22 protein-coding genes are annotated in these 21,251 nt (G+C 62.2%); 10 read left to right on the top strand and 12 right to left on the bottom strand.

Annotated elements, in window-relative coordinates; all coding sequences use genetic code 11:
* Positions 1–45 precede the first annotated feature (45 nt).
* From RHP72_RS08095 to RHP72_RS08080, 4 genes are all read right to left on the bottom strand, one after another.
* Positions 46–342 (bottom strand): DUF2516 family protein, encoded by a 297-nt coding sequence (locus tag RHP72_RS08095; protein ID WP_003941505.1) that lies wholly within the window; start codon positions 340–342, stop codon positions 46–48.
* A 95-nt stretch (positions 343–437) separates the two neighbouring features.
* A complete protein-coding gene (locus RHP72_RS08090; protein WP_311094551.1) occupies positions 438–1,259 on the bottom strand; it encodes a heparin-binding hemagglutinin in 822 nt (273 codons plus the stop codon).
* Positions 1,252–1,758, bottom strand: coding sequence for a helix-turn-helix domain-containing protein (locus tag RHP72_RS08085; protein ID WP_003941483.1), 507 nt, complete (start codon positions 1,756–1,758; stop codon positions 1,252–1,254). Before RHP72_RS08085 ends, RHP72_RS08090 begins: the two co-directional genes overlap by 8 nt.
* Before the next feature lie 103 nt (positions 1,759–1,861).
* Positions 1,862–3,142: a DUF445 domain-containing protein gene (locus RHP72_RS08080; protein ID WP_020968906.1), complete on the bottom strand. Its 1,281-nt coding sequence runs from the start codon at positions 3,140–3,142 to the stop codon at positions 1,862–1,864.
* 170 nt (positions 3,143–3,312) lie between these two features.
* Here RHP72_RS08080 and RHP72_RS08075 point away from each other — a divergent pair, with 170 nt between their 5' ends.
* Together RHP72_RS08075 and RHP72_RS08070 are read left to right on the top strand one after the other, a co-directional pair.
* Positions 3,313–4,047, top strand: a complete 735-nt coding sequence (locus RHP72_RS08075) for a TetR/AcrR family transcriptional regulator (protein WP_003941527.1) — start codon at positions 3,313–3,315, stop codon at positions 4,045–4,047.
* Positions 4,048–4,104: 57 nt separating this feature from the next.
* Positions 4,105–4,959: a polyphosphate kinase 2 family protein gene (locus RHP72_RS08070; RefSeq protein ID WP_054827968.1), complete on the top strand. Its 855-nt coding sequence runs from the start codon at positions 4,105–4,107 to the stop codon at positions 4,957–4,959.
* Between the two features lie 16 nt (positions 4,960–4,975).
* On the opposite strand, the gene RHP72_RS08065 is transcribed toward RHP72_RS08070, so the two are convergent.
* Entirely contained in the window at positions 4,976–5,197 is a 222-nt protein-coding gene (locus RHP72_RS08065) for a hypothetical protein (protein ID WP_039973486.1), read from the bottom strand.
* Between the two features lie 114 nt (positions 5,198–5,311).
* Between RHP72_RS08065 and RHP72_RS08060 the strand changes: the two genes are divergently transcribed.
* Positions 5,312–5,881 carry a DUF2231 domain-containing protein gene (locus RHP72_RS08060; protein ID WP_003941554.1) on the top strand — a complete coding sequence of 190 codons (570 nt, stop codon included), beginning with the start codon at positions 5,312–5,314 and terminating at the stop codon, positions 5,879–5,881.
* 22 nt (positions 5,882–5,903) lie between these two features.
* Here RHP72_RS08060 and RHP72_RS08055 read toward each other — a convergent pair whose 3' ends face one another.
* Positions 5,904–6,317, bottom strand: a complete 414-nt coding sequence (locus tag RHP72_RS08055; RefSeq protein ID WP_003941464.1) for a DUF6292 family protein — start codon at positions 6,315–6,317, stop codon at positions 5,904–5,906.
* A gap of 120 nt (positions 6,318–6,437) precedes the next feature.
* Between RHP72_RS08055 and RHP72_RS08050 the strand changes: the two genes are divergently transcribed.
* On the top strand, positions 6,438–7,706 hold the full coding sequence (locus RHP72_RS08050; protein ID WP_003941555.1) for a glycosyltransferase: 1,269 nt from the start codon (positions 6,438–6,440) through the stop codon (positions 7,704–7,706).
* Positions 7,707–7,774: 68 nt separating this feature from the next.
* Here RHP72_RS08050 and RHP72_RS08045 read toward each other — a convergent pair whose 3' ends face one another.
* Entirely contained in the window at positions 7,775–8,218 is a 444-nt protein-coding gene (locus tag RHP72_RS08045) for an STAS domain-containing protein (RefSeq protein WP_007735372.1), read from the bottom strand.
* Positions 8,219–8,609: 391 nt separating this feature from the next.
* Between RHP72_RS08045 and RHP72_RS08040 the strand changes: the two genes are divergently transcribed.
* Both RHP72_RS08040 and RHP72_RS08035 read left to right on the top strand, forming a co-directional pair.
* Positions 8,610–9,041, top strand: coding sequence for an ATP-binding protein (locus tag RHP72_RS08040; RefSeq protein WP_003941553.1), 432 nt, complete (start codon positions 8,610–8,612; stop codon positions 9,039–9,041).
* Complete coding sequence (locus tag RHP72_RS08035) at positions 9,038–9,832, top strand: RNA polymerase sigma factor SigF (protein WP_003941515.1); 795 nt, start codon at positions 9,038–9,040, stop codon at positions 9,830–9,832. Before RHP72_RS08040 ends, RHP72_RS08035 begins: the two co-directional genes overlap by 4 nt.
* Before the next feature lie 37 nt (positions 9,833–9,869).
* Here RHP72_RS08035 and RHP72_RS08030 read toward each other — a convergent pair whose 3' ends face one another.
* The 4 genes from RHP72_RS08030 to aceA form a co-directional block, all read right to left on the bottom strand.
* Positions 9,870–10,910, bottom strand: a complete 1,041-nt coding sequence (locus tag RHP72_RS08030) for an NAD(P)-dependent alcohol dehydrogenase (protein ID WP_311094550.1) — start codon at positions 10,908–10,910, stop codon at positions 9,870–9,872.
* Between the two features lie 72 nt (positions 10,911–10,982).
* Complete coding sequence (gene metE / locus RHP72_RS08025; protein WP_003941510.1) at positions 10,983–13,289, bottom strand: 5-methyltetrahydropteroyltriglutamate--homocysteine S-methyltransferase; 2,307 nt, start codon at positions 13,287–13,289, stop codon at positions 10,983–10,985.
* Between the two features lie 91 nt (positions 13,290–13,380).
* Positions 13,381–14,277, bottom strand: a complete 897-nt coding sequence (locus RHP72_RS08020; RefSeq protein WP_003941541.1) for a 3-hydroxybutyryl-CoA dehydrogenase — start codon at positions 14,275–14,277, stop codon at positions 13,381–13,383.
* Positions 14,278–14,461: 184 nt separating this feature from the next.
* A complete protein-coding gene (gene aceA / locus RHP72_RS08015; RefSeq protein WP_003941533.1) occupies positions 14,462–15,751 on the bottom strand; it encodes an isocitrate lyase in 1,290 nt (429 codons plus the stop codon).
* A 503-nt stretch (positions 15,752–16,254) separates the two neighbouring features.
* Between aceA and RHP72_RS08010 the strand changes: the two genes are divergently transcribed.
* The 4 genes from RHP72_RS08010 to ramB all read left to right on the top strand — a co-directional run bounded on the left by RHP72_RS08010 (position 16,255) and on the right by ramB (position 20,137).
* Complete coding sequence (locus tag RHP72_RS08010) at positions 16,255–16,878, top strand: serine/threonine protein kinase (protein WP_311094549.1); 624 nt, start codon at positions 16,255–16,257, stop codon at positions 16,876–16,878.
* Between the two features lie 79 nt (positions 16,879–16,957).
* A complete protein-coding gene (locus tag RHP72_RS08005; RefSeq protein ID WP_037129638.1) occupies positions 16,958–17,245 on the top strand; it encodes an FmdB family zinc ribbon protein in 288 nt (95 codons plus the stop codon).
* A 94-nt stretch (positions 17,246–17,339) separates the two neighbouring features.
* Entirely contained in the window at positions 17,340–18,599 is a 1,260-nt protein-coding gene (fmdA, locus tag RHP72_RS08000) for a formamidase (RefSeq protein ID WP_042923284.1), read from the top strand.
* 125 nt (positions 18,600–18,724) lie between these two features.
* Complete coding sequence (gene ramB / locus RHP72_RS07995) at positions 18,725–20,137, top strand: acetate metabolism transcriptional regulator RamB (RefSeq protein WP_003941547.1); 1,413 nt, start codon at positions 18,725–18,727, stop codon at positions 20,135–20,137.
* Positions 20,138–20,142: 5 nt separating this feature from the next.
* On the opposite strand, the gene RHP72_RS07990 is transcribed toward ramB, so the two are convergent.
* Positions 20,143–21,165, bottom strand: coding sequence for an alpha/beta hydrolase (locus RHP72_RS07990; RefSeq protein ID WP_311094548.1), 1,023 nt, complete (start codon positions 21,163–21,165; stop codon positions 20,143–20,145).
* Positions 21,166–21,251 lie beyond the last annotated feature (86 nt).

Genomic DNA, 21,251 nt, shown 5'->3' with positions numbered 1-21,251 from the left:
CATGAGCCGGGAACCACGGCTCGGAATGAGCGGGAGTGCGGCAAACTACCAGCGAGAACCGCCGTGCTGAATGTCGTCCACCCGCGGGCGAACGTCGACGAGATACACGCACACTGCAACGACCGCGATGATGCCCAGGAGCCCGACAGGGGACGTCGCCAAGAGGATCAACGCCGCGACGATCAGAATTCCCAGCCAGATCGGCTTGGTCAATTTGTTGACCGCGGTGAAAGCGTCAGGACGCTGCCTGACGGCATGAACGATCGCGTAGACAGCACCCACCAATGCGAGCACTTTGAGTGCGAGAAAGATCAGACCGACTAGCCCATCGACTTGAGTCACAACTACATCCTAAGTTCTCATCCGGTTCCCGACGAACACGAAGGCTCCCACACTCGGCTGAGCGCGGGAGCCTTCGTCAGGTGGAGCTGGGCAAATCAGGCCTTCTTGGCCGGAGCAGCCTTCTTGGCCGGAGCCGGTGCGGTGGCCGGAGCAGCCTTGGCGGGTGCAGCCTTGGCCGGAGCGGCCTTCTTCGCGGCGGTGGTCGCGCGCTCCTGGACGTCGGAAGCAGCAGCGGTCACGCGAGCGGCAGCTTCCTTGGAAGCCTCGTCAGCCTGGTCACCGAGGTCGAGGACCTTCAGTGCAGCCTCGTCGCCTGCGTCGGCGATCTTCTCACCGGCGTCAGAGATCTTCTCGCCGACCTCTTCTGCGGTGTCGGAGATGCGTCCGGCAGCGCGGCCGGCCAGCTTGGCAGCCTGCTCGCCCACGGCGCGCGTCTGACGAGCAACGGTTCCGAGTGCGTCTTCGGTCAGCTCGACGGCGTCGCCGAGTGCCGACTCTGCAGCAGCGATGCCTTCTTCGACTGCGGGCTGCTTGCGGATGCGCTCGACTGCGTCTTCGCCACGTTCTGCGAGGGAGTTGTACAGATCTCCGGCAACCTTGAGGTATGCCTCGGCGACCTTGCGGAGTTCCTCGGGTGAGAACTTCTCGCGCAGCTCGGCAAGCTCTTCGGGCAGCTCGGACGGCAGGCCGGCGAGACGCTCGCGCAGCGCATCGACGCTCTCGGCAACGTCACCCTGGACGGAAGCGAGCTTCTCGCGAGCACCGTCGACACGGCCGTTGACATCGCCCTGGGTGTTCTCGGCGCGCTCACGAACCTGAGCAACTACATCGGCCACGGCCTGGACAACCAGGTCGCCTGCGCCGACGGCGGCGTAGAGCGAGGTCTTGACGCTGTCGATGGCGTTCTTGTCAGTCATCTTGTTCTCCTAGTGAAGTCTCGGTGTCTGGAATTGCGGCCGATTCAGCGAAATCGGGCGCTGCGGCTGGTCTTGACGACTCGTTCTCGCGACAGAACGAGTCGTAGATTTCGAGCAGTACTTGCTTCTGCCGTTCGTTGATGGCCGTCTCGGCCAACACCGCGTCCCTGATGGGACTGTGCGGGCGTTGCTCGAGATATCCCGCTTGGACGTACAGCACTTCTGATGAGACTCGAAGGCCCTTGGCGATTTGCGCCAGTACGTCCGCCGACGGTTTGCGCAATCCGCGTTCGATCTGACTCAGATACGGATTGCTGACGCCGGCGAGTTGAGCGAGTTGGCGCATCGAAACTTGGGCGGCTTCCCGCTGTGCACGAATGAACCCCCCGATGTCGTGTGCCGCAGAGCTGACGACGCGAGCTGCCAAGTCGCTTGCTCCGGCTGCGGCACCGGATGATTCACGATCTCCGTCATCGGAGTTCGTCGACTTCGCTGGCATTGCGTCCTCCCTTTCCAGTGGACATTTCCCAGGATAGGAGAGGGTGCTAACTATTGCAAGCACTACTGCTAGCACTCGTGGTGGACGTCACATACTGGACAGCTCAGCCGAAGATGAGCGTCGAAATCGTGTAGATCAGCAGTCCGGCGATCGAGCCCACAACGGTGCCGTTGATACGGATGAACTGAAGATCTCGACCGACCTGCAACTCGATCTTCTGGCTCGCTTCGTCGGCGTCCCACCGCTCGACGGTGTCACTGATGACTCCAGTGATCTCGTCGGTGTAGTTCTCCGCGATGTACTTGGTGCCCTGCACCAGCCAGCCGTCGACCTTCTCACGCATGGACTCGTCGTCACGCAGCCTGACTCCGAAGCCGGCGACGTTCTCGGCGACCTTGGTCCGCAGGGTGCTGTTCGGATCGTCGACGGACTCCATGATGAGCCGCTTGGCAACCTGCCATGTCGACGACGCCAGACCCGTCACTTCCTCGCGACCCATGATCTCGGCCTTGATCCCCTCGGCCTTCTTGATGGTCTCCGGGTCGTTCTGCAGATCATCGGCGAAGTCGATCAGGAAGCGGTTGGCGGCGAGGCGTACCTCGTGTTCGGGGTTGGAACGGACCTTCCAGGTGAACTCGACGAGTTCCTTGTATATCTTCTCCCCCAGCATGGCGTCGACGAACTTCGGCGACCACGCGGGCGAATCGCGAACGATCACACGATCGATCGTCTCCTGGCTGCCGAGAGCCCACTGATGTGCCCGCTCGGCAAGCAATTCGATGATCGGCAGTTGCTTGTTGTCCTTGAGAAGTTCACCGAGCACTCGGCCGATCGGCGGTCCCCACATGGGCTCGGCCAGACGCTTCACGATCGTGTTGTCGATGATCTGGGCGATGTCCTCGTCGCGAAGAACCTCGACCATGCCGCGCAAGACCGTCGACGTCTCGGCGGCGACGCGAGCGGCGTTGGCAGGTTCGGCCATCCACGTGCCGAGCCGCAGCGGAATCTGCGCCTGCTGCACCTTGGCCGACACAACCTCGGGAGCCAGGAAGTTTTGACCGACGAATGAGCTCAGGCTGGCTCCGAGCTGGTCTTTCTTACGCTTGATGATCGCAGTGTGCGGGATGGGAAGGCCCATCGGATGACGGAAGAGCGCGGTGACGGCAAACCAGTCGGCAAGCGCGCCGACCATGCCTGCCTCGGACGCGGCCCGGACGTACCCGACCCACTCTCCGGCGCCGCGGGATTCCTGCCACCGGCAGAAGATGTAGACCACCGTCGCGAAGCCCAGAAGGCCAGTAGCGAAGACCTTCATCTTGCGAAGGTCCCGACGCTTGGCGGCGTCGTCGAAGGCGGAGAGGCTCAGTTGCTGCACCCTCGCCATTGTGCCGAAAGGTGTGACGCGGCGTAGCGCGAGCGACACGAAGTCCGATTCTGCAGGACCTAATCCCCCGAACTGCGGATGTGAGTGCCCGAGATAAAGGCGCGGACATTAAGCTGGACCGGAAAGTAGACCGATCGGACGTGGCTCGCACCACAGATATGAGATGACTCGTGGCCAAGAATGCCGTGCAGGACAACGAGCAGGTAGACGGCCCAGTCGTTGCTGATGCGAAGCCCGAGAAATCCGACGGTCGTAAGCGTCGTTGGCGTGAGCACAAGATCGCTCGCCGCGAGGAACTCGTCGACGGCACCATCGCCGCCATCCGCGCGCGCGGCCGTGAGATCGGCATGGACGAGATCGCGTCCGAGATCGGTGTCTCCAAGACCGTGCTCTACCGATACTTCGCCGACAAGAGCGACCTCACGACCGCCACGATGATGCGGTACGTCGAGACCATCCTGTCGCCGCGTATCTACGAAGCGATCAGTGGCGATCTCGACGATTTCGAACTCACCCAGGCGAGCATCACCGCATACGTCGAGACGGTGGCATCCGACCCCGACATCTACCTCTACGTCATGGCAAACGGCGCCGGCGCCAACCGCGACGTCGTTGCCGATTCCGAGCGCATGATCGCCGAATTGCTCTCCACGGTGTTGGGCAATCGTCTTCGCGAGATGGAGATGGATTCCGGCGGTTCGCTGCCGTGGGCGTTCGGGATCGTCGGCGGAATTCAGCTCGCGACGCACTGGTGGATCTCCAACAAGTCGATGTCCGCGGAATCGCTGATCGACTACCTCACGATGATGACGTGGGGCGGCATCACCGGCATAGCGGCGGTCAACGGATCACCGGCCAAGTTCAAGTCGGTTCCGCATCCCCTCGTCAAGCCTGCCGAGGACTGACTCGCCCGAGACCGAACTTTCGAGCCGCCGGGCGCGATCCTGTGGCACTCTTTCGGCATGGCACAAGACTCGCTGTGGGAAACACCGGCCGCCAAGACCCTGCGGGCGGAGCCCGGGTTCGAACTCGATCAACTCGATCGCAACAGCACTCCGGGATTCACCGGAAACAAAGCTGACGGCGAACGTCTGCTCGAGGAGCGCGGCGCGGTTCTGTCCGACCTGCAGGAGTTGCTGTACGCCAACGGCCGGTCAGGGGACAGTCGTTCAGTCCTGCTGGTTCTGCAAGGAATGGACACCGCAGGCAAGGGCGGCATGGTCCGACACGTGATCGGTCACGTGGATCCTTCGGGAGTTCAGCACGCGGCCTTCGGCGTCCCGACCGAAGAGGAAAAGCAACATCACTACCTTTGGCGGATCAAGAAGGAACTCCCCCGCGGCGGCTATCTCGGTGTGTTCGATCGCTCCCACTACGAGGACGTCCTGGTAGTGCGCGTCCACGATCTTGTCCCGGAGGATGTCTGGAGCAAGCGCTACGACGAGATCAACCAGTTCGAAAAGGAACTCGTCGACGCCGGAACCACTATCGTGAAAGTCGCGATGTTCGTCTCGCTCGACGAGCAGAAGAAGCGACTCGAAGAACGTCTCGACCGCCCGGACAAGTATTGGAAGTACAACCCCGGCGACGTGACCGAACGCGGTTTGTGGCCTGCATATCAACAGGCGTATCAGGCAATGCTCGACAAGACGTCGACCGAGCACGCGCCGTGGTACGTCGTGCCGTGTGATCGGAAGTGGTACAGCCGCATTGCGGTCACGGAGCTACTGATCGACGCTCTGGAAAAGCTCGATCTCGACTGGCCCCCTGCCGACTTCGACATCGAGGCGGAGAAGGCACGACTCGCACAGTCTTGATCAGAAGCAGGCCCGATCAGAACAGGTGTGGGGATTCGCGGTGCACTTTGTGGTCGTGACGCACAGTACTGGCGTACAGGGCTACCGCGAGGCCGATGCACGCGACGCCGGCGAGGCCGGCGATCAATGCCCAACCACCCTGGCCTGAACCTGCCGCCACCAGAAAACTGCCGAGGCAGACCACTGTGGCCAGCACCAGGAAATACGACGCCCACGCTGCAAAGAGATTGAGCTTCATCGTTCGCTCCTCCGGTCGGATCTCTTTCGTTTCGACCGTACGCCGGAGCATGACGGTCGACAAGACACCGCCGTCGCGAGGTTTCCCGACGTCTACGCCGGGTAGCCGAATTACATGGACATCGGAACTCTTTATCGCGGAATCGAATCCGCTCGCGGACTGGACGGTCCGTCCACTGGCCTCAGGCGCAGAATCCTCGAGATCACGGAGCGATCCGACCGATCGCGCACTGTCGCCGCACTTCTCCGCGGCGCCGCCGTCGGGCATCCCATCCATCCTGCCCTCGTGACCATTCCCGCGGGCGCGTGGACGGCTTCGTTGGTCTTCGATGTTCTAGGCGATCCGCAGACTGCACGACGGCTGATCGGGCTCGGATTGGTTTCGACTCCGCCGGCTTTGCTGACGGGATGGCTGGACTGGTCCGAACGTGGCGACGTCGCACGCCGAGTGGGGCTGGTGCACGCGGCGTCGAATGCAGTGGGGATCTGGTCTTTTGCGGCGTCGTACAGGCTACGCGGAAAGGACTCACTCGCACTGGCGCGAGTGCTGTCGGTGCTGGGGCTCACCGCGGTCGGTGTCGGTGGCGCGCTCGGTGGTCACATCGTTTTCAAGCTCATGGACGATCCGGCCGTCGAGGCTGCAGCGACTCCGGTTCTCGATCCCATCCTGGATGTAGTCAACTGAGCCGATCGGACCTCGATACTGTTCAGGCGTAAGCACTTCCGGAGTAGCTCCGCAGTTCTCGCGCGGTCTCGTCCGAATCCGCCAATGGTCTGTTCATGACCCAGTGTGGGCTGCGCGTACCCAGTGTCGCGGCAAAATCGGCGACGGCGTCCGGGGTCGGCACTGCGTGTTCGCCCAGATATCCGAGAACGATGAGGTCCTCCCCTGATCTGGTCTCCACGGCCAGGGCCCAACCGCACGTCTCCTCCCACAGCAAAGCCACCTCGCGCCCGGGGAAACGCGGCACAGTTCGGTCCAATGCGATGTAAGCCTCCAGAGGGTGCTCGCGCCTGCAACACCACTGCTCGATGCCGGCCCCCACACCGACCGCCACCCGTTGTACGTACCGCTCGAACCCGAGTCCGACGGTTGCGTCGACCAGCATTTGTTCTGTCATCGAACCTCACTCCTCGCCATCGTGTTTGGAATGTGCCCAGCGCTGACCGCGTCGAAACCCGGTTCAGATCACGGACTCCGGGTATCCCCAGACGAACCGATCAAGTGGAGAGGGGACCCGATGAAGTACTCGCCCGCTATGGCTCCCGGACGAATGCTGAAGATCTCCATGGTGTCGGTGAACGCCGATCCACTCGCACCGGTGGGCTGCTCGGCAGCCGGTGCACAGAACCTGCACGTCGACGAACTGTCTGCCGCCTTGGTTCGTGCCGGACACGACGTCACCGTCTTCACCAGGCGTGCCCACGTCGGTGGGCCGGACCGCGTTCGCGCCCGCGCCGGGTACTCCGTCGACTATCTCGAGGCCGGCCCGACGCAGGCTCTTCCGGATGCCGACATCCTCCCTCACCTGGGAACCTTTGCCAGCATTCTGCGCGCTCAGTGGAGTACCGACCGACCCGATGTGGTGCACTCGCACTTCTGGATGTCCGGTGTGGCAACGGAACTCGCGACCCGATCGCTCGGCATCCCCGTACTTCAGACATTCCATTCCCTGGGATCTGCGGCGCACCGCCACCTCGGAGCAGCCGACGACAGCCCCTCGGAGCGGACTCATCTGGAACCGTTGATCGCCAGGGGCGCAACCCATGTCATCGCGACCAGTTCGGACGAAATCTTCGATCTGGTCCGGCAGGGATCACCACGATCACGGACCACGATGGTGCCCTCGGGCGTGGACACCGAAGCATTCACCCCGGAGGGACCCGCCGCGAAGAAAACCGCACCGCATCGATTGATCTGCGTCGGAAGACTGGTGGAGCAGAAGGGCTTCGATGTTGCCGTCGCCGCGCTGGCTTCGCTGCCGGATACGGAGTTGGTGGTGATCGGCGGGCCACCCGTCGCGCAACTGAGCACCGACGAAGTGGCGATCCGCTTGGTCAAGCTCGCCGAGCGCCTCGGCGTCGCAGATCGCGTCCAATTGTTGGGACGGGTTCCGCACCGCCAACTACCGAAACTGATGCGATCGGCCGACGCCCTCGTGTGCACCCCTCGATACGAACCGTTCGGAATCGCGGCACTGGAAGCAATGGCGTGCGGAGTTCCCGTAGTCGCGACTCCTGTTGGCGGACTGCGGGATACGGTGATCGACGGACTCACCGGGCGTCGGGTCCCGGTCAACAACCCGGTGGAAACCGCGCGCGCAGTCCGCCATCTTCTCGACGACGAGGACGAAGGCGCGGCGTTTGCACGGCAGAGCCGGGCCCGAGCGTGCGAATCGTATTCGTGGGATCACGTCGCCACCGAAGTGGTCCGCACCTACGGCCGCTGCGTCACAGCACCGCCGAGAGCCCGCCAACACAAGGGCACTCACCGAAGTGAAGTGCACTGACGCTGACGGGCTCTACGAAACTGAATTCACGAAGGTGATTTCACGTAGCTTGGACTGAAACTGCGTGATCAAGCGGGGAAACGTCGGGTCTCTTCGAGTCCGATTGCATGATCGAGCGACTCGTAGCAGGCAAACATCGACTCCTGACCAGCTGCTTTGAGCAACCTTTGCACCGGGCGGGCGCAGACGAGCGCGAGTGTGCCGCCCACGTCGCGTGATCGCGTCGACAGGACCGACAGTACGGACAAGCCGCACGTCCCCATGAATTCGAGTTCGGATAGATCGACGACCAGCGTCCGGTCCGCGGCCACGTGGTACGTCAAGAAGTCACGAAAAGCATTGGCGCTCATCAGATCGATCTCACCACGAACTTTGATCACAGCGGTGTGTGCACTGATGCGGTGCGCGTGAAACGATGCGGTCGCTGTCCCGGTCGCGGGAGGTCCGTAGTCTACCGATCCCTTCGCCGCGTTCGTAAAGCCTGAAATAGATGATCCTGGAACAACAGTCATGGTTCTCCCATCCCGCAACGGTTTACACTCTGCAAAAGAGAAGGGACCTCCGAAGGAGACGCACGATGAACGGGTCTCCAGAAATACGGATAAATCCCTCATCGGCTGTGTGCTCAACCTCGGTTTGAAACAGTACGCCAGCATGACGGACGTCACAAGTGCGTTGCGACCATTCGTTTCGGTGTTCCGAACAAAAATGTGGTTTGGTCTGCGGTTCCGCGAGGTAATCCGATGTTGCGATCGCCAACGGTCGTGAGCAGAATCGTGTCGTTTACCCCGGCACCACCATCGACCAAATTTCGTGTTCGGGGGTCACTGTGAAGGTCGGGATGGGTATCGTTCTCGGCACCAGACTTCACCGCGACCCCTGGTACGACGATCCGGAGAACTTATGGCACACCTCAGCGCACTCGAGCCCGATCAGGATCAGACTCAGCCAGTTGTGGAGTTGAGGATTCAAGCGACTCTCGATCAGCTGTCGATTTTGCGTGCACTGGCCGCCACCGTTGCCATTCAGGAAAACTTCGACCTCGACGCCATCGCCGACATCAAACTGGCCATGGACGAAATTTGTACGCATCTGATCGTTCGCGCTGCGCCTGATTCGGTTCTGGTGTGTCGGTTCGTCTTCACGCCCCCGCAATTGCACGTGTCCGTGTCCACGACGACCACGGAGTACGAGGACAGCAGTCAGCGTTCGTTCGGGTGGCACATCCTCACCGAACTCACCGATTCGATTTCGCTCGACCAGGAAGAGAACCTCGGCGGCGTCGGCTACATCACCACCATGAAGTTCACCAAGGCCCTCAGCGGGCGCCTGTGACCGCTTCCGCAGACGGCCCGTCACGCCCGCGTCGGCGGTCCACCGACGAATATCGGGACGTAATACCAGTTTTCGAGGAACTGCGGACCCTCGAGCCCCACAGCCCGGAGTACGAACGAGTGCGCACTGCACTCATCACCAGATGCCTACCGTTGGCCGAGCACATCGCCAGACGATTCGACGGTCGTGGCGAGGCACACGACGATCTGGTTCAGGTGGCGCGTCTCGGTCTGGTCAACGCCGTCGACCGTTTCGATTCCACGCGCGGATCCGATTTCGTCTCGTTCGCAGTTCCCACCGTCATGGGCGAGGTTCGACGACACTTCCGCGACACCGGTTGGGCATTGCGGGTTCCCCGCCGGATGAAGGAGTTGCACTTCCAACTCGGGCAGGCCATCAGCGAGCTGTCACAACAGCTCGGGCACGCGCCGACCGTCGACGAGTTGGCCGAGACGTTGGGGATCGAACGCGAAGAAGTTGCCCAGGCCTTGATCGCCGGCAACGCGTATCAGACGGTCTCGGTCGACGGTGCCGCGTCCAATCACACCGACGATCTCCCGCTCGTGGAAACACTCGGTGACTACGACGCAGCACTCGAGAACGTCGAGAATCACGAGGCGTTGCGTCCGCTTCTCGACAAGCTGCCCGAGCGAGAGCGGACGGTGTTGATGCTCAGATTCTTCGGAAATCTGACGCAGACACAGATCGCCGAGAAAGTCGGTGTGTCCCAGATGCACGTGTCGAGGTTGCTCGCGAAGACATTGAGTAATCTTCGCGAGCAACTCGACTGAGCTCCGCGAACAATTCGACTGAGCAGGACCGAGCGGGTCAGATCGTTGCGGTGTCGATCACGAATCGGTATCGGACGTCGCTCTTGATCACGCGCTCGTAAGCGTCGTTGATGTCGCTCGCCGGGATCAGTTCGATTTCTGCGCCGATGCCGTGCTCGGCGCAGAAGTCGAGCATCTCCTGTGTCTGCGGGATACCGCCGACCATGGAGCCGGCGAGGCTACGACGGTTTGCGGCGAGCGAGAATGCTCGAACTTCGATCGGCTTCTCGGGCAGGCCGAGTTCGACGAGAGTGCCGTTGATGGTGAGCAAGGACATGTAGGCGTCGATGTCGAGGTTGACCGAGACCGTGTTGAGGATCAGGTCGAACTCGCCACGAAGAGCCTTGAACGTCTCACGGTCGTTGGTCGCGTAGTAGTGATCGGCACCGAGACGAAGGCCGTCTTCCTTCTTGCCGAGCGTCTGGCTCAGGACGGTGACTTCCGCGCCGAGCGCCTTGGCGATCTTCACACCGACGTGACCGAGGCCGCCGAACCCGATGATGGCGACCTTCTTGCCGGGGCCGGCATTCCAGTGCCGCAGCGGTGAGTACAAGGTGATGCCCGCGCACAGGAGCGGCGCTGCAACGTCGAGTTCGATGCCCTCCGGGATCGAGAGCACGAAGTGCTCGGTGACGACGATGTGCGTCGAGTAGCCACCCTGAGTGCGCTCGCCGTCGCGGCCGGTGGCGTTGTACGTACCCGTCACACCCTTGCGGCAGTACTGCTCTTCACCGGCGGTGCAGGCGTCGCACTCCCCGCACGAGTCGACGAAGCAGCCGACGCCCACTCGGTCGCCGACCTTGTGCTTGGTGACATCGGACCCCACGGCGGCGACGACGCCGGCGATTTCGTGTCCGGGGACGATCGGGTACTTCGCTCCGCCCCACTCGTTGCGAGCGGTGTGGATGTCGGAATGGCAGATGCCGGCAAATTTGATGTCGATGAGAATGTCCAGTGGACCGAGCTCGCGGCGTTCGACAGTGGTCTTCTCGAGGGGACCGTCAGCGGACGTCGCGGCATAAGCAGCAGCAGTAACCATGCACACATGCCTACCCGTGCATGGAGGGACCTGCAACTCGCAGGCCCCTCCATGACTTGTTCTTTACGTGACTTACCCGGCGTCGCGCTCGGCTTGCTCGGCCCGACGACGCAGGCGCCTCGCGGCCGCAACCATATTGCGCAGCGAAGGCTCGAGTTGCCACGGATGGCGAGTCTTGAGGCCGCCGTCCGGGTTTGCCCACAAGCGATCGAGAGAGATCGATTCGCTTGCCTCAGTGAGCAATTCGTCGAGTTCGTCGATGTCGGGAATCCGAGCCGAGCGAGATTCGTAGACACCGGGGCCGACGCCGTGCGTGAGCGCGCCTTCCTTGAGTGCTTCGAGAACCCACGTGATGGAGCGGGTCGCGACGATAGCCGTCACATCGGCGTCCAACCGTTCGATGGCGTCGACCACCGACGACCGAGCGGAGTACGTCAAATGTGTGTGGATCTGTGTTTCCGGCTTCGCTCCACCTGTTGCCAGACGGAACGCGTCGACGGCCCACTCCAGGTAGGCCTCCCGGCCGTCCTCACGCAGTGGCAGCAGTTCACGAATTGCCGGTTCGTCCACCTGGATGATGGCGATTCCGGCAGCTTCGAGATCCGCGATTTCGTCTCGAATGACAAGTGCCAGTTGCTCTGCCGTTTCGTAGAGCGGCTGATCCTGGCGAACGAACGAACGGGCGATCATGGTGACCGGACCCGTCAGCATGCCCTTGACCGGCTTGTCGGTCAGCGACTGCGCGTACGCAATCCACTCGACCGTCATCGGCTTCGGACGTGCGATGTCGCCGTAGAGGATCGGCGGACGCGTGCAACGAGATCCGTAGGCCTGAACCCAACCGTTGTGCGTGAAGGCATAGCCCTCGAGCAGTTCGGCGAAGTACTGGACCATGTCGTTGCGCTCGTGCTCGCCGTGCACGAAAACATCGAGACCGATGTCCTCTTGCAGACGGATTGTGCGCTCGATCTCTTCCTGGATGCGCTTGTAGTAGTCGTCCCACTCCAAACGCCCCTGGCCGAGTTCGTAACGAGCCTGGCGAATCGCGTCGGTCTGCGGGAACGAACCCAGTGTCTGGGCCGGCACCAAGGGCAGATTCAACCGTTCCTGCTGAGCCTTACGACGCTCCTCGTACGGTGCACGCACACGATCTTCGGGCTTGATCGCGTTCACCCGAGCACGGACAGCGTGCTTGAGCTTGAAGTGCACCTTCGTCGGACGCTTACGCCACTTGTCCGAAGGACCCTCGGTGAGCGCCTTCGCCAGTGAGACGACTTCGCCGACCTTCTGCTTCGCAAAAGCCAGACGGTCTGCGACGTCTCCCGGAATGTCGTACTCGGAGAGCACGTCGTACGGCACGTGCAGCAGCGACGACGACGTGGAGACGACGAGGTCAGGCACAACGTCTTTGAGTTCGTTCAGGTACGTCAAGGTGTTGAACCGGTCGACGCGCCAGACGTTGCGACCGTCGACGACGCCCGCGTAGATGCGCTTGCGCTTGATGTTCGGCACCGCGGCCAGTTCCTCGGCCGTGATCTTGCCGTGCACCAGGTCCAGACCGAAGGCTTCGATCTTGGTGGGCGCCAAGATGTTGAGGGCTTCGCCGAACTTGCCGTACGGACCCGTCACCAACAGGCGCGGGCGCAGCGGGGCCGTCGAAAGCTTCTCGTACGCACGTCCCAGAGCGGCTAGCTCCTCGGGGGTGCGGTCCTCGGTGACCGAAGGCTCGTCCAACTGAACACAGGTCGCACCGGCCTTGGCGAGCTGCTCGAAGAGCTTCTCGTACTCGGGCAGGAGCGCGTCCAACAGGTCGAGCGGGGTGAAGTTCGGATCGGACTTCTCGGTGGCAGGTCCGACCTTCGAAAGCAGAAGCAGCGAGACGGGCCCCATGATGACGGGGCGCAATTCGATGCCGCGCGCCTTCGCACGTTCGAACTCGTCGAGAAGTGCATCCGAGTTGAGCGAGAACACTGTGTTCGCGTCGATCTCGGGCTGACGGTAGTAGTAGTTCGTACCGAAGAAGCGCACCAGCTCGAGAGGCGGGAAGTCCGGGCGGCCGCGGGCCATCGTGAAGTAGAAATCGAGCGGCTCGAGGGCGCCCTCGAGCGGCTTGAACCGCTCCGGCACTGCGCCGAAGAGCAGCGCATTGTCGAGCACGTGATCGTAGAAGGAGAAGGTGTTGCCGGGAACCTGGCTCAATCCCGTCGCAGCCAATTCGCTCCAGGTCGATTCCTGGAGTTCCTTGGCGACCGCGAGAAGTGCGTCCTTGTCCGAAGTGCCGTGCCAGTAGGACTCGAGGGCGCGCTTGAGCTCACGGCGCGGCCCGATGCGCGGATACCCCAGGACGCTGGAGCCGAATGCTGCAGTGCTGCTGGACATGCGGTCGACCTTTCTAACCGAGGGGCGCGAGCGCCCTGTGCGCCTTTGTGGTAGCCGGAACTACCAGAAAGGCGCACAGGGGCGTTGGGCCTTAGCTTGCCTGCTTGGTGGAGCGACCGTTGTCGGCGTACTCGTAGAAGCCCGCGCCGGACTTCTTGCCGGTCAAGCCGGCTTCGACCATACGCAGGAGCAACGGCGGAGCGGAGTACAGCGGCTCCTTGAACTCTTCGTACATGGAGTCGGCGATGGACTTGACGGTGTCGAGTCCGACCAGGTCCGTCAGAGCCAGCGGACCCATTGGGTGCGCGAGGCCGAGAACCGTTGCCTTGTCGATGTCTTCCTTGGTCGCGAAGCCCGACTCGACCATGCGGATCGCCGAGAGCAGGTACGGCACCAGGAGTGCGTTGACGACGAAGCCGGAGCGGTCGGCACTGCGGACGACCTGCTTGCCGAGGATGTCGCTGGCAAAAGCCTCGGCGCGCTGCGAGACGGAGGCACTGGTCTTGAGCGTCGTCACCAATTCGACGAGCGGCAGAACCGGAACCGGGTTGAAGAAGTGCATGCCGATGACTCGCTCGGGACGCTTGGTCGAGATGCCGAGCTTCATGATCGGGATCGACGACGTGTTGGACGCGAGAACCGCATCCGGGTCCGTCACGACCGCGTCGAGCTCGGCGAAGATTTCGCTCTTGATCTTCTCGTCTTCGACGACGGCCTCCACGACGAGCTGGCGGTCCGCGAAATCTCCCAGATCGGAGGTGAAACGCAGACGCCATGCGGCCTGCTCACGCTCACGTTCTGTGATCTTTCCGCTGCTCACGCCGCGGTCGAGCGAACGCAGGATGCGTGAACGCCCGGCTGCTGCAAGCTCGCGAGTCTGCTCGAAGACCAGAACATCGACATGTGCGCGGGCGCACACCTCGGCGATTCCGGCACCCATGATTCCGGCGCCGATAACGCCGACGCGCTGAATTTTTTCGCTGGTCACGTCAGCTCCTTGTTTGTCTCGTGGAGTTTGTCTGGTGAAGGTGTTGCAAAACAAGCACTTCGAACTGCGTCGACGCTGGTGGCCGACGCAATCGGAACTGCCTTGAAGACGAGAGAAAGTAGTGCGGTGATACAAGCAGGGGAGAGACCCGAAGCCGAGCCTCTCCCCCACCCGAAGTCAGTTCTTAGTGGAACTGTCCCTCTTCGGTGGAGCCCTTGAGAGCTGCCGTCGAGGTGTTGGGGTCAACGGTGGTGGCGATGGTGTCGAAGTAGCCGGCGCCAACCTCACGCTGGTGCTTGATGGCGGTGAAGCCACGCTCTTCGGCAGCCTTGAACTCGCGCTCCTGCAGGTCGACGAATGCCGTCATGCCTTCGCGGGCGTAGCCGTAGGCAAGGTCGAACATGCCGTAGTTGAGCGAGTGGAAGCCGGCCAGCGTGATGAACTGGAACTTGAAGCCCATTGCGCCGAGCTCCTTCTGGAACTTCGCGATGGTCGCGTCGTCCAGGTGCGCCTTCCAGTTGAAGGAAGGGGAGCAGTTGTAGGCCAGGAGCTGGTCCGGGAATTCGCTGCGAACGGACTCGGCGAACTTCTTTGCAACCTCGAGATCCGGCACGCCGGTCTCCATCCAGATGAGGTCTGCGTACGGTGCGTAAGCCTTGGCGCGAGCGATGCAGGGCTCGATGCCGTTCTTGACGCCGTAGAAGCCTTCAGCCGTGCGGGTTCCGTCGAGGAACGGGCGGTCACGCTCGTCCACGTCGGAGGTGATGAGGGTTGCGGCCTCAGCGTCGGTGCGGGCGATGATGACGGACGGAACGTCCGCGACGTCGGAAGCCAGGCGAGCCGAGGTCAGGGTGCGGATGTGCTGCTGCGTGGGGATGAGCACCTTGCCGCCGAGGTGGCCGCACTTCTTCTCCGAAGCGAGCTGATCCTCCCAGTGGACACCGGCAGCGCCGGCGCCGATCATGGCCTTCTGCAGCTCGTAAGCGTTGAGAGCGCCACCGAAGCCGGCTTCGGCGTCGGCAACGATCGGAGCGAGCCAGTTGCTGACGGAGGTGTCACCCTCGGTCTTGGCGATCTCGTCGGCGCGCAGCAGTGCGTTGTTGATGCGACGGACGACGGTCGGAACCGAGTTGGCCGGGTAGAGGCTCTGGTCCGGGTACGTGTGGCCCGAGAGGTTCGCATCGCCGGCAACCTGCCAACCGGAGAGGTAGATGGCCTTCAGGCCGGCGCGAACCTGCTGCACAGCCATGTTGCCGGTAAGTGCACCGAGGGAGTTGATGTAGTCCTCGTTGTTCACGAGATCCCACAGGATCTCGGATCCGCGACGAGCGAGGGTCTGCTCCTCGACGACGGTGCCCTGGAGCTTGACGACCTGATCGGCCGTGTAGTTACGAGTAACGCCCTTCCAGCGAGGGTTGGTGTCCCAATCCTGCTGGAGCTCAGCTGCGGTCTTCGGGGTGCCGGTGGTCGACATCAAGACTCCATCTCTTTGATCTGCTGGTCCGGCCTGTTGTGAGCAGTACGTGCGTACTACTTCACATACTTGCCAGGCCCTTCTTGTGTACTTACCGAGAATGGCACATCGAAAAAGTGCCGTCTACCTGTTGCTAATGCCAATCTTCGCTACCTTTTCAACACACTTTGCTAAGTCTGTGAAGATTCCTACGCGGCTGGTACTACCCAATCGGACAGGTTCCGTACTGGCGAGTAGGAAAGAAACCGCAGGCTGTGAACGAAATGCACTCAACTCCGCCGCTTGCGAATTCCGGCAGTTCGCACGCCACTCGGAACAGGCCCGTCCGCTACTTCGGAGCCAACTTCACTACCCGCGAGTGACCGCAATCACTCCTCGGCAACAGCCTTCGCTAGGACAATTCCGGGATCTACCCCTGGGAAAGCCGGAGACAACCCGTTCGCCGACCATATGCTGTCGAACCATGACTTGTCGTTCGACGCCCCCGACCGGGCGATAAAGCGGTGCCCGACAACTATCAGCGGCCACCGAACAACCAGGCATGGTCGCAATCCGGTCCACAGCCGCCGCAGTTGGGCTACCGAGCCGCGCCGCAGTCGTATCCCCCGCCCCAGGGATTCCCGCCTGCACCGCCACGTGGAAATCCGCCGCCGCGTCGGCCCGGCTGGGTGATTCCGGTATCCGTAATCGGAGTCATCACTGTGTTGGCTCTCTTCGGCGGGCTTGCCTGGGTCCTCTGGCCGAAGGACGTCCCCAACTCGGCCGCCGGTGGCGCCGCCCACACCACCATCAGCGCCGCGAACACACCCGGCACCACGACAACCGCTCCCAGCACGACACCCCCGACGACCACACGCGCCGCGAACTTCCCGGCCGGTGCGTCCGCCTGCCCCGGCGGGCAGCCGGCCGGAAGTTACAAGGAGTCCGCGACAAGTGGGGGCAAAACTTCATGTGAGTTTGCCGAGGCGGTTCGGATCGCCTACGGGAACTCCGGTGCAACCGGTGCATCCAGCACCGTGTCCGCACGTAGTCCGGTGACCGGCAAGGAGTACACGATGGCATGCAAGGTGACCTCCGGCATCGTCACCTGTACCGGCGGAGACAACGCGGTTGTGTACTTGCGCTGACGGGCGCAATTGCGGCATCGGCAACCCGGTGCGTGTCGTTCCAGTGTCGCACTTACGGATCCTCCGATAGCGTGACCGCATGCCTCTGTACGAGTTTCGCTGTACCGGCTGCGGCCCGCTCGAGCGGTCGTTCGCGATGGCCGAAGTGCCCCAGTCGATTACTTGCCCCCAGTGCAGTCTCGAGTCCAAGCGGGTGGTCTCGTCTCCCCGGTTGAGTCACGCGTCGTCGGCCGCGATGGGTCTACTGGACAGCACTGCTCGATCGGCTCACGAGCCTGCCGTGGTCAGTGGGTCGCTACCGGGCCGCGGCCGGCAATCTGCGCCGACGACATCCAATCCGTTGCACCGCAAGCTGCCTCGCCCCTGAGCGTCCTCACCGCGCGCCCTCGCCGTGAGTCCCGATCCGACACGAAAGTCCTGCCGCCACGAGTTTTCCGTTTCTTCGAGAATGAGGAGTGCATATGCCTGAACTGCTGTTTCCACTCGATTCCGCCAAGAAATTCACCGACCAGGCAATCGTCGGCCACAATCGGTGGCACCCGGACATCCCAGCGGCGGTGACGGTGAAACCCGGTGATGCGTTTCGTGTCCATTGCCGCGAATGGTTCGACGGCGCAATACACAACGACGACTCGGCCGACGACATTCTCAATGCACCACTGACCACGGTCCACACGCTGTCCGGCCCCTTTGCCGTCGAAGGCGCGAAGCCCGGCGACCTCTTGATCGTCGACATCTTGGATATCGGGCCTATCCCCCAAGAAGATTCGGGTCCGTTGGCCGGCCAAGGCTGGGGGTACACCGGCATCTTCCCTCGGAACAACGGCGGTGGCTTCCTCACCGAACAGTTCCCCGACGCGTACAAGGCCGTCTGGGATTTCTCCGGCCAAACGGCGACGTCGCGTCACATTCCGCACGTCTCGTTCACGGGCATCGTCCACCCGGGACTCATGGGCACGGCTCCGTCGGCAGCCTTGCTCGCCAAGTGGAATGCCCGCGAGGGCGCACTCATTGCCACCGATCCCAATCGGGTTCCCCCGCTTGCACTTCCGCCCGAGCCCCGCGATGCAGTACTGGGAACCTTGACCGGTGACGAGTACACACGCGTGGCCGGCGAGGCGGCTCGTACCGCTCCCCCGCGTGAGAACGGCGGAAACCAGGACATCAAGAACCTCACCAAGGGCAGCCGAATCTTCTATCCGGTGTTCGTGGACGGTGCGAATCTGTCGGTCGGCGATCTTCACTTCTCCCAGGGCGACGGTGAGATCACTTTCTGCGGTGCCATCGAGATGGGCGGCTTCATCGATCTTCGTGTGGACATCATCAAGGGCGGAATGGATACCTACGGTGTTTCCGAGAACGCCATCTTCATGCCGGGCAACACGGATCCGCAGTATTCCGAGTGGCTTGCGTTCTCGGGCACTTCCGTCACGTTGGACGGCGAACAGAAGTACCTGGATTCACATCTGTCCTACCAGCGTGCGTGCCTGCATGCGATCGAGTATCTGACCAAGTTCGGGTACGCGCCAGAGCAGGCGTACCTGCTACTCGGCGCGGCGCCGATCGAGGGCCGCCTGTCGGGTGTCGTGGATATCCCCAACTCGTGTTCGACGGTCTATCTCCCGACTGCGATCTTCGACTTCCCCCTTGCACCCTCGTCGAGCGGGCCGTTCCAGATCGATCCCGGAATCGGCGCCCCGCGTTCGGAGAACAGGGTCTAGGCCTCCGGCCCCGTGAGTGGTTAGGGAGTGCCGAGGCTCCTCAACCACTCACGGGGGCGGAGCCCCTGTGCGAAGACTGCGAACCCACCTTTGCGAAGCCGGACTGTCACTCGTATCCTGGGAAAATGTCGAAAACCTTTGTCGGTGTCCGGCTCCGCCAACTGCGGACCGAGCGCGGGTTGAGTCAGGCTTCGCTGGCCAAGACGCTCGAGATCTCGGCAAGCTATCTCAATCAGATCGAGCACGACGTCCGGCCACTCACCGTGCCGGTGCTCCTGCGAATCAGTGAAGTCTTCGGTGTCGACACCACCTTCTTCTCCCCGCAGGACGACACACGCCTGATCGCGGAAATGCGTGAAGTTGCCCTCGATCAGGAGATGGGTATCGACGCCGACGCCCACGAAATCGCGGAGATGGTCTCCACCCACCCGGGCCTGGCCAAGGCGATGGTGAACATGCATCGCCGCTTCCGCAACACGACGGCCCAGCTCGCCGCAGCCACGGAGGACCGTTTCTCGGACGGCAGCGGCAGCGGTTCGATCACCATGCCGCACGAGGAAGTGCGCGACTACTTCTATCAGCGACAGAACTACATCCACGATCTCGACACCGCAGCCGAAGAACTCACGGCCCGGATGCGCTTTCACCGTGGCGACGTCGCCGGCGAGATCGCCAGACGCCTCGAGTCCGTCCATGACGTGCAGATCGTTCGACGAGTCGACTTGGGCGAGAACATACTTCACCGTTACGACCCGGACACCAGGGTCCTGGAAATTTCCGCAAGGCTCTCCGGCGGGCAACAGGTCTTCAAGTTCGCGACAGAACTCGCATACCTCGAGCATGGCGACCTGCTCGACTCGTTGGTGGCCGAGGGCAACTTCACCAGCGAAGCGTCGGTCTCCCTGGCGAAGCTTGGTTTGGCCAACTATTTCGCCGCGGCCACCGTGCTGCCCTACAGCCAGTTTCACGAGGTTGCCGAGGACTTCCGGTACGACATCGAGCGCATGTCTGCCTTCTATTCCGCGAGCTACGAGACGATCTGCCACCGCCTCTCGACCCTGCAGCGCCCCAAACTTCGCGGGGTTCCGTTCATGTTCGTGCGTGTCGATCGTGCCGGAAACATGTCGAAGCGTCAGTCCGCCACCGGATTCCACTTCTCTACCAGCGGCGGTACGTGCCCGCTGTGGAACGTCTACGAGACGTTCTCGTATCCGGGCAAGATCATGCCTCAGATCGCGCAGATGCCCGACGGTCGTCGATACCTCTGGGTTGCGCGCACGGTCGAACGTCGAGCGGCTCGATACGGACAGCCCGCAAAGATCTTCGCCATCGGATTGGGATGCGAGATTCGACACGCCCACCGACTCGTCTACAGCGACGGTCTGGATCTGGACGAGTCGAATCCGGGAACGCCGATCGGCTCGGGCTGCCGTGTCTGCGAACGCCTCAATTGTCCGCAGCGTGCCTTCCCTCCGTTGGGTAAAGACCTCGACATCAGCGAGCACCGGAGTTCGATTTCGCCGTACGTGATTCGCTGACCGCGCTAACGCACGTGGTCGCGTAGGAACGCGACTGTGCGATCGAACGCGATCACCCCGTCCACGGTGTCGAGGTCGAACTGATATTCGTGGTCGAGTGCAGGCTCGTGATCGTCCGGGTAGAACAGTGCATCGACCTCGACGCCCAGATCGGCGAGCCGTTCTGCCATGGGTTTCGACTGGCTGGCGGTCAGTGGGTCGACATTTCCGCCGGTGATGAACGTCGCTGGAAAGTCCGAGGTCACATGACCCAGTGTCGACATCTGACCCACTGCAGTCGACCCGTCGAAGTCCCTCGTTCCGAGGTACCCCCACAGCGATTGCTTGTCGACGCCCCAACCGAAGTACTTCCCCTGTGACAGCAGCGGTTTCAGATCGAAGACCCCACAGTCGAGGACAACTCCGCGTATCTGCTCGGGACGTAATGCCGGCTCCACACCCATTTCCGACGCGTAGTCAGGGCTGGTCATGACGGTCGCCAACTGACTGGACAACTGCGCGCCTGCCGAATCTCCCGCAAGAAAGAGATTGGTCGAATCGACATGCAACCTGTCCGCATTGCTCACGATAAATCGATACGCGTCGTTCAGCTGATTCACTGCGGTGGGGTAATACGCATCTGGTCCCAGTGAGTAGTCCACCGAAATCACAGTGAACCCTTGATTTGCCAACAGTTTGTAGTAACCGTCGGCATCAGTTCTCGATCCTGATATCCAGCCACCGCCGTGCACCCAGACCACCGTGGGTAGCGCCGAAGTGGACTCCGACGGGTAGTACGCGTCCAGTTGTGCATCGTCGTCGCCGTCGCGGTACGACTGATCGAGAATCGAGACGATTCCTGACGGTGCATGCCTGTCGAGTTGTGCGTGAGTCGCTTCGGAGCCACCCGCTGACATCCACCGTACGAGGAGAACTCCTGGCCACGGACTGACGAGTGCCGCGGTTACCCCGGACAGCAGAATGACGACGAATACCGCCGCGATTCCGACAATGCGCCTTCGCCGTCTGTCGGGGGAAGACGCGCGCACAACAACTCCTGGGGTCGGATCGGATTCACCCAGGCTAGACCAAAAGGACTAGTTGAGAATTCCCTGGCAACGCACCCGCGGAGCTT

Source organism: Rhodococcus sp. SG20037 (assembly GCF_031763325.1).
GTDB lineage: Bacteria > Actinomycetota > Actinomycetes > Mycobacteriales > Mycobacteriaceae > Rhodococcus_F > Rhodococcus_F qingshengii.
The sequence above is the reverse complement of the archived record's forward strand: the minus strand, read 5'-3'. Positions and strand labels throughout refer to the sequence as shown.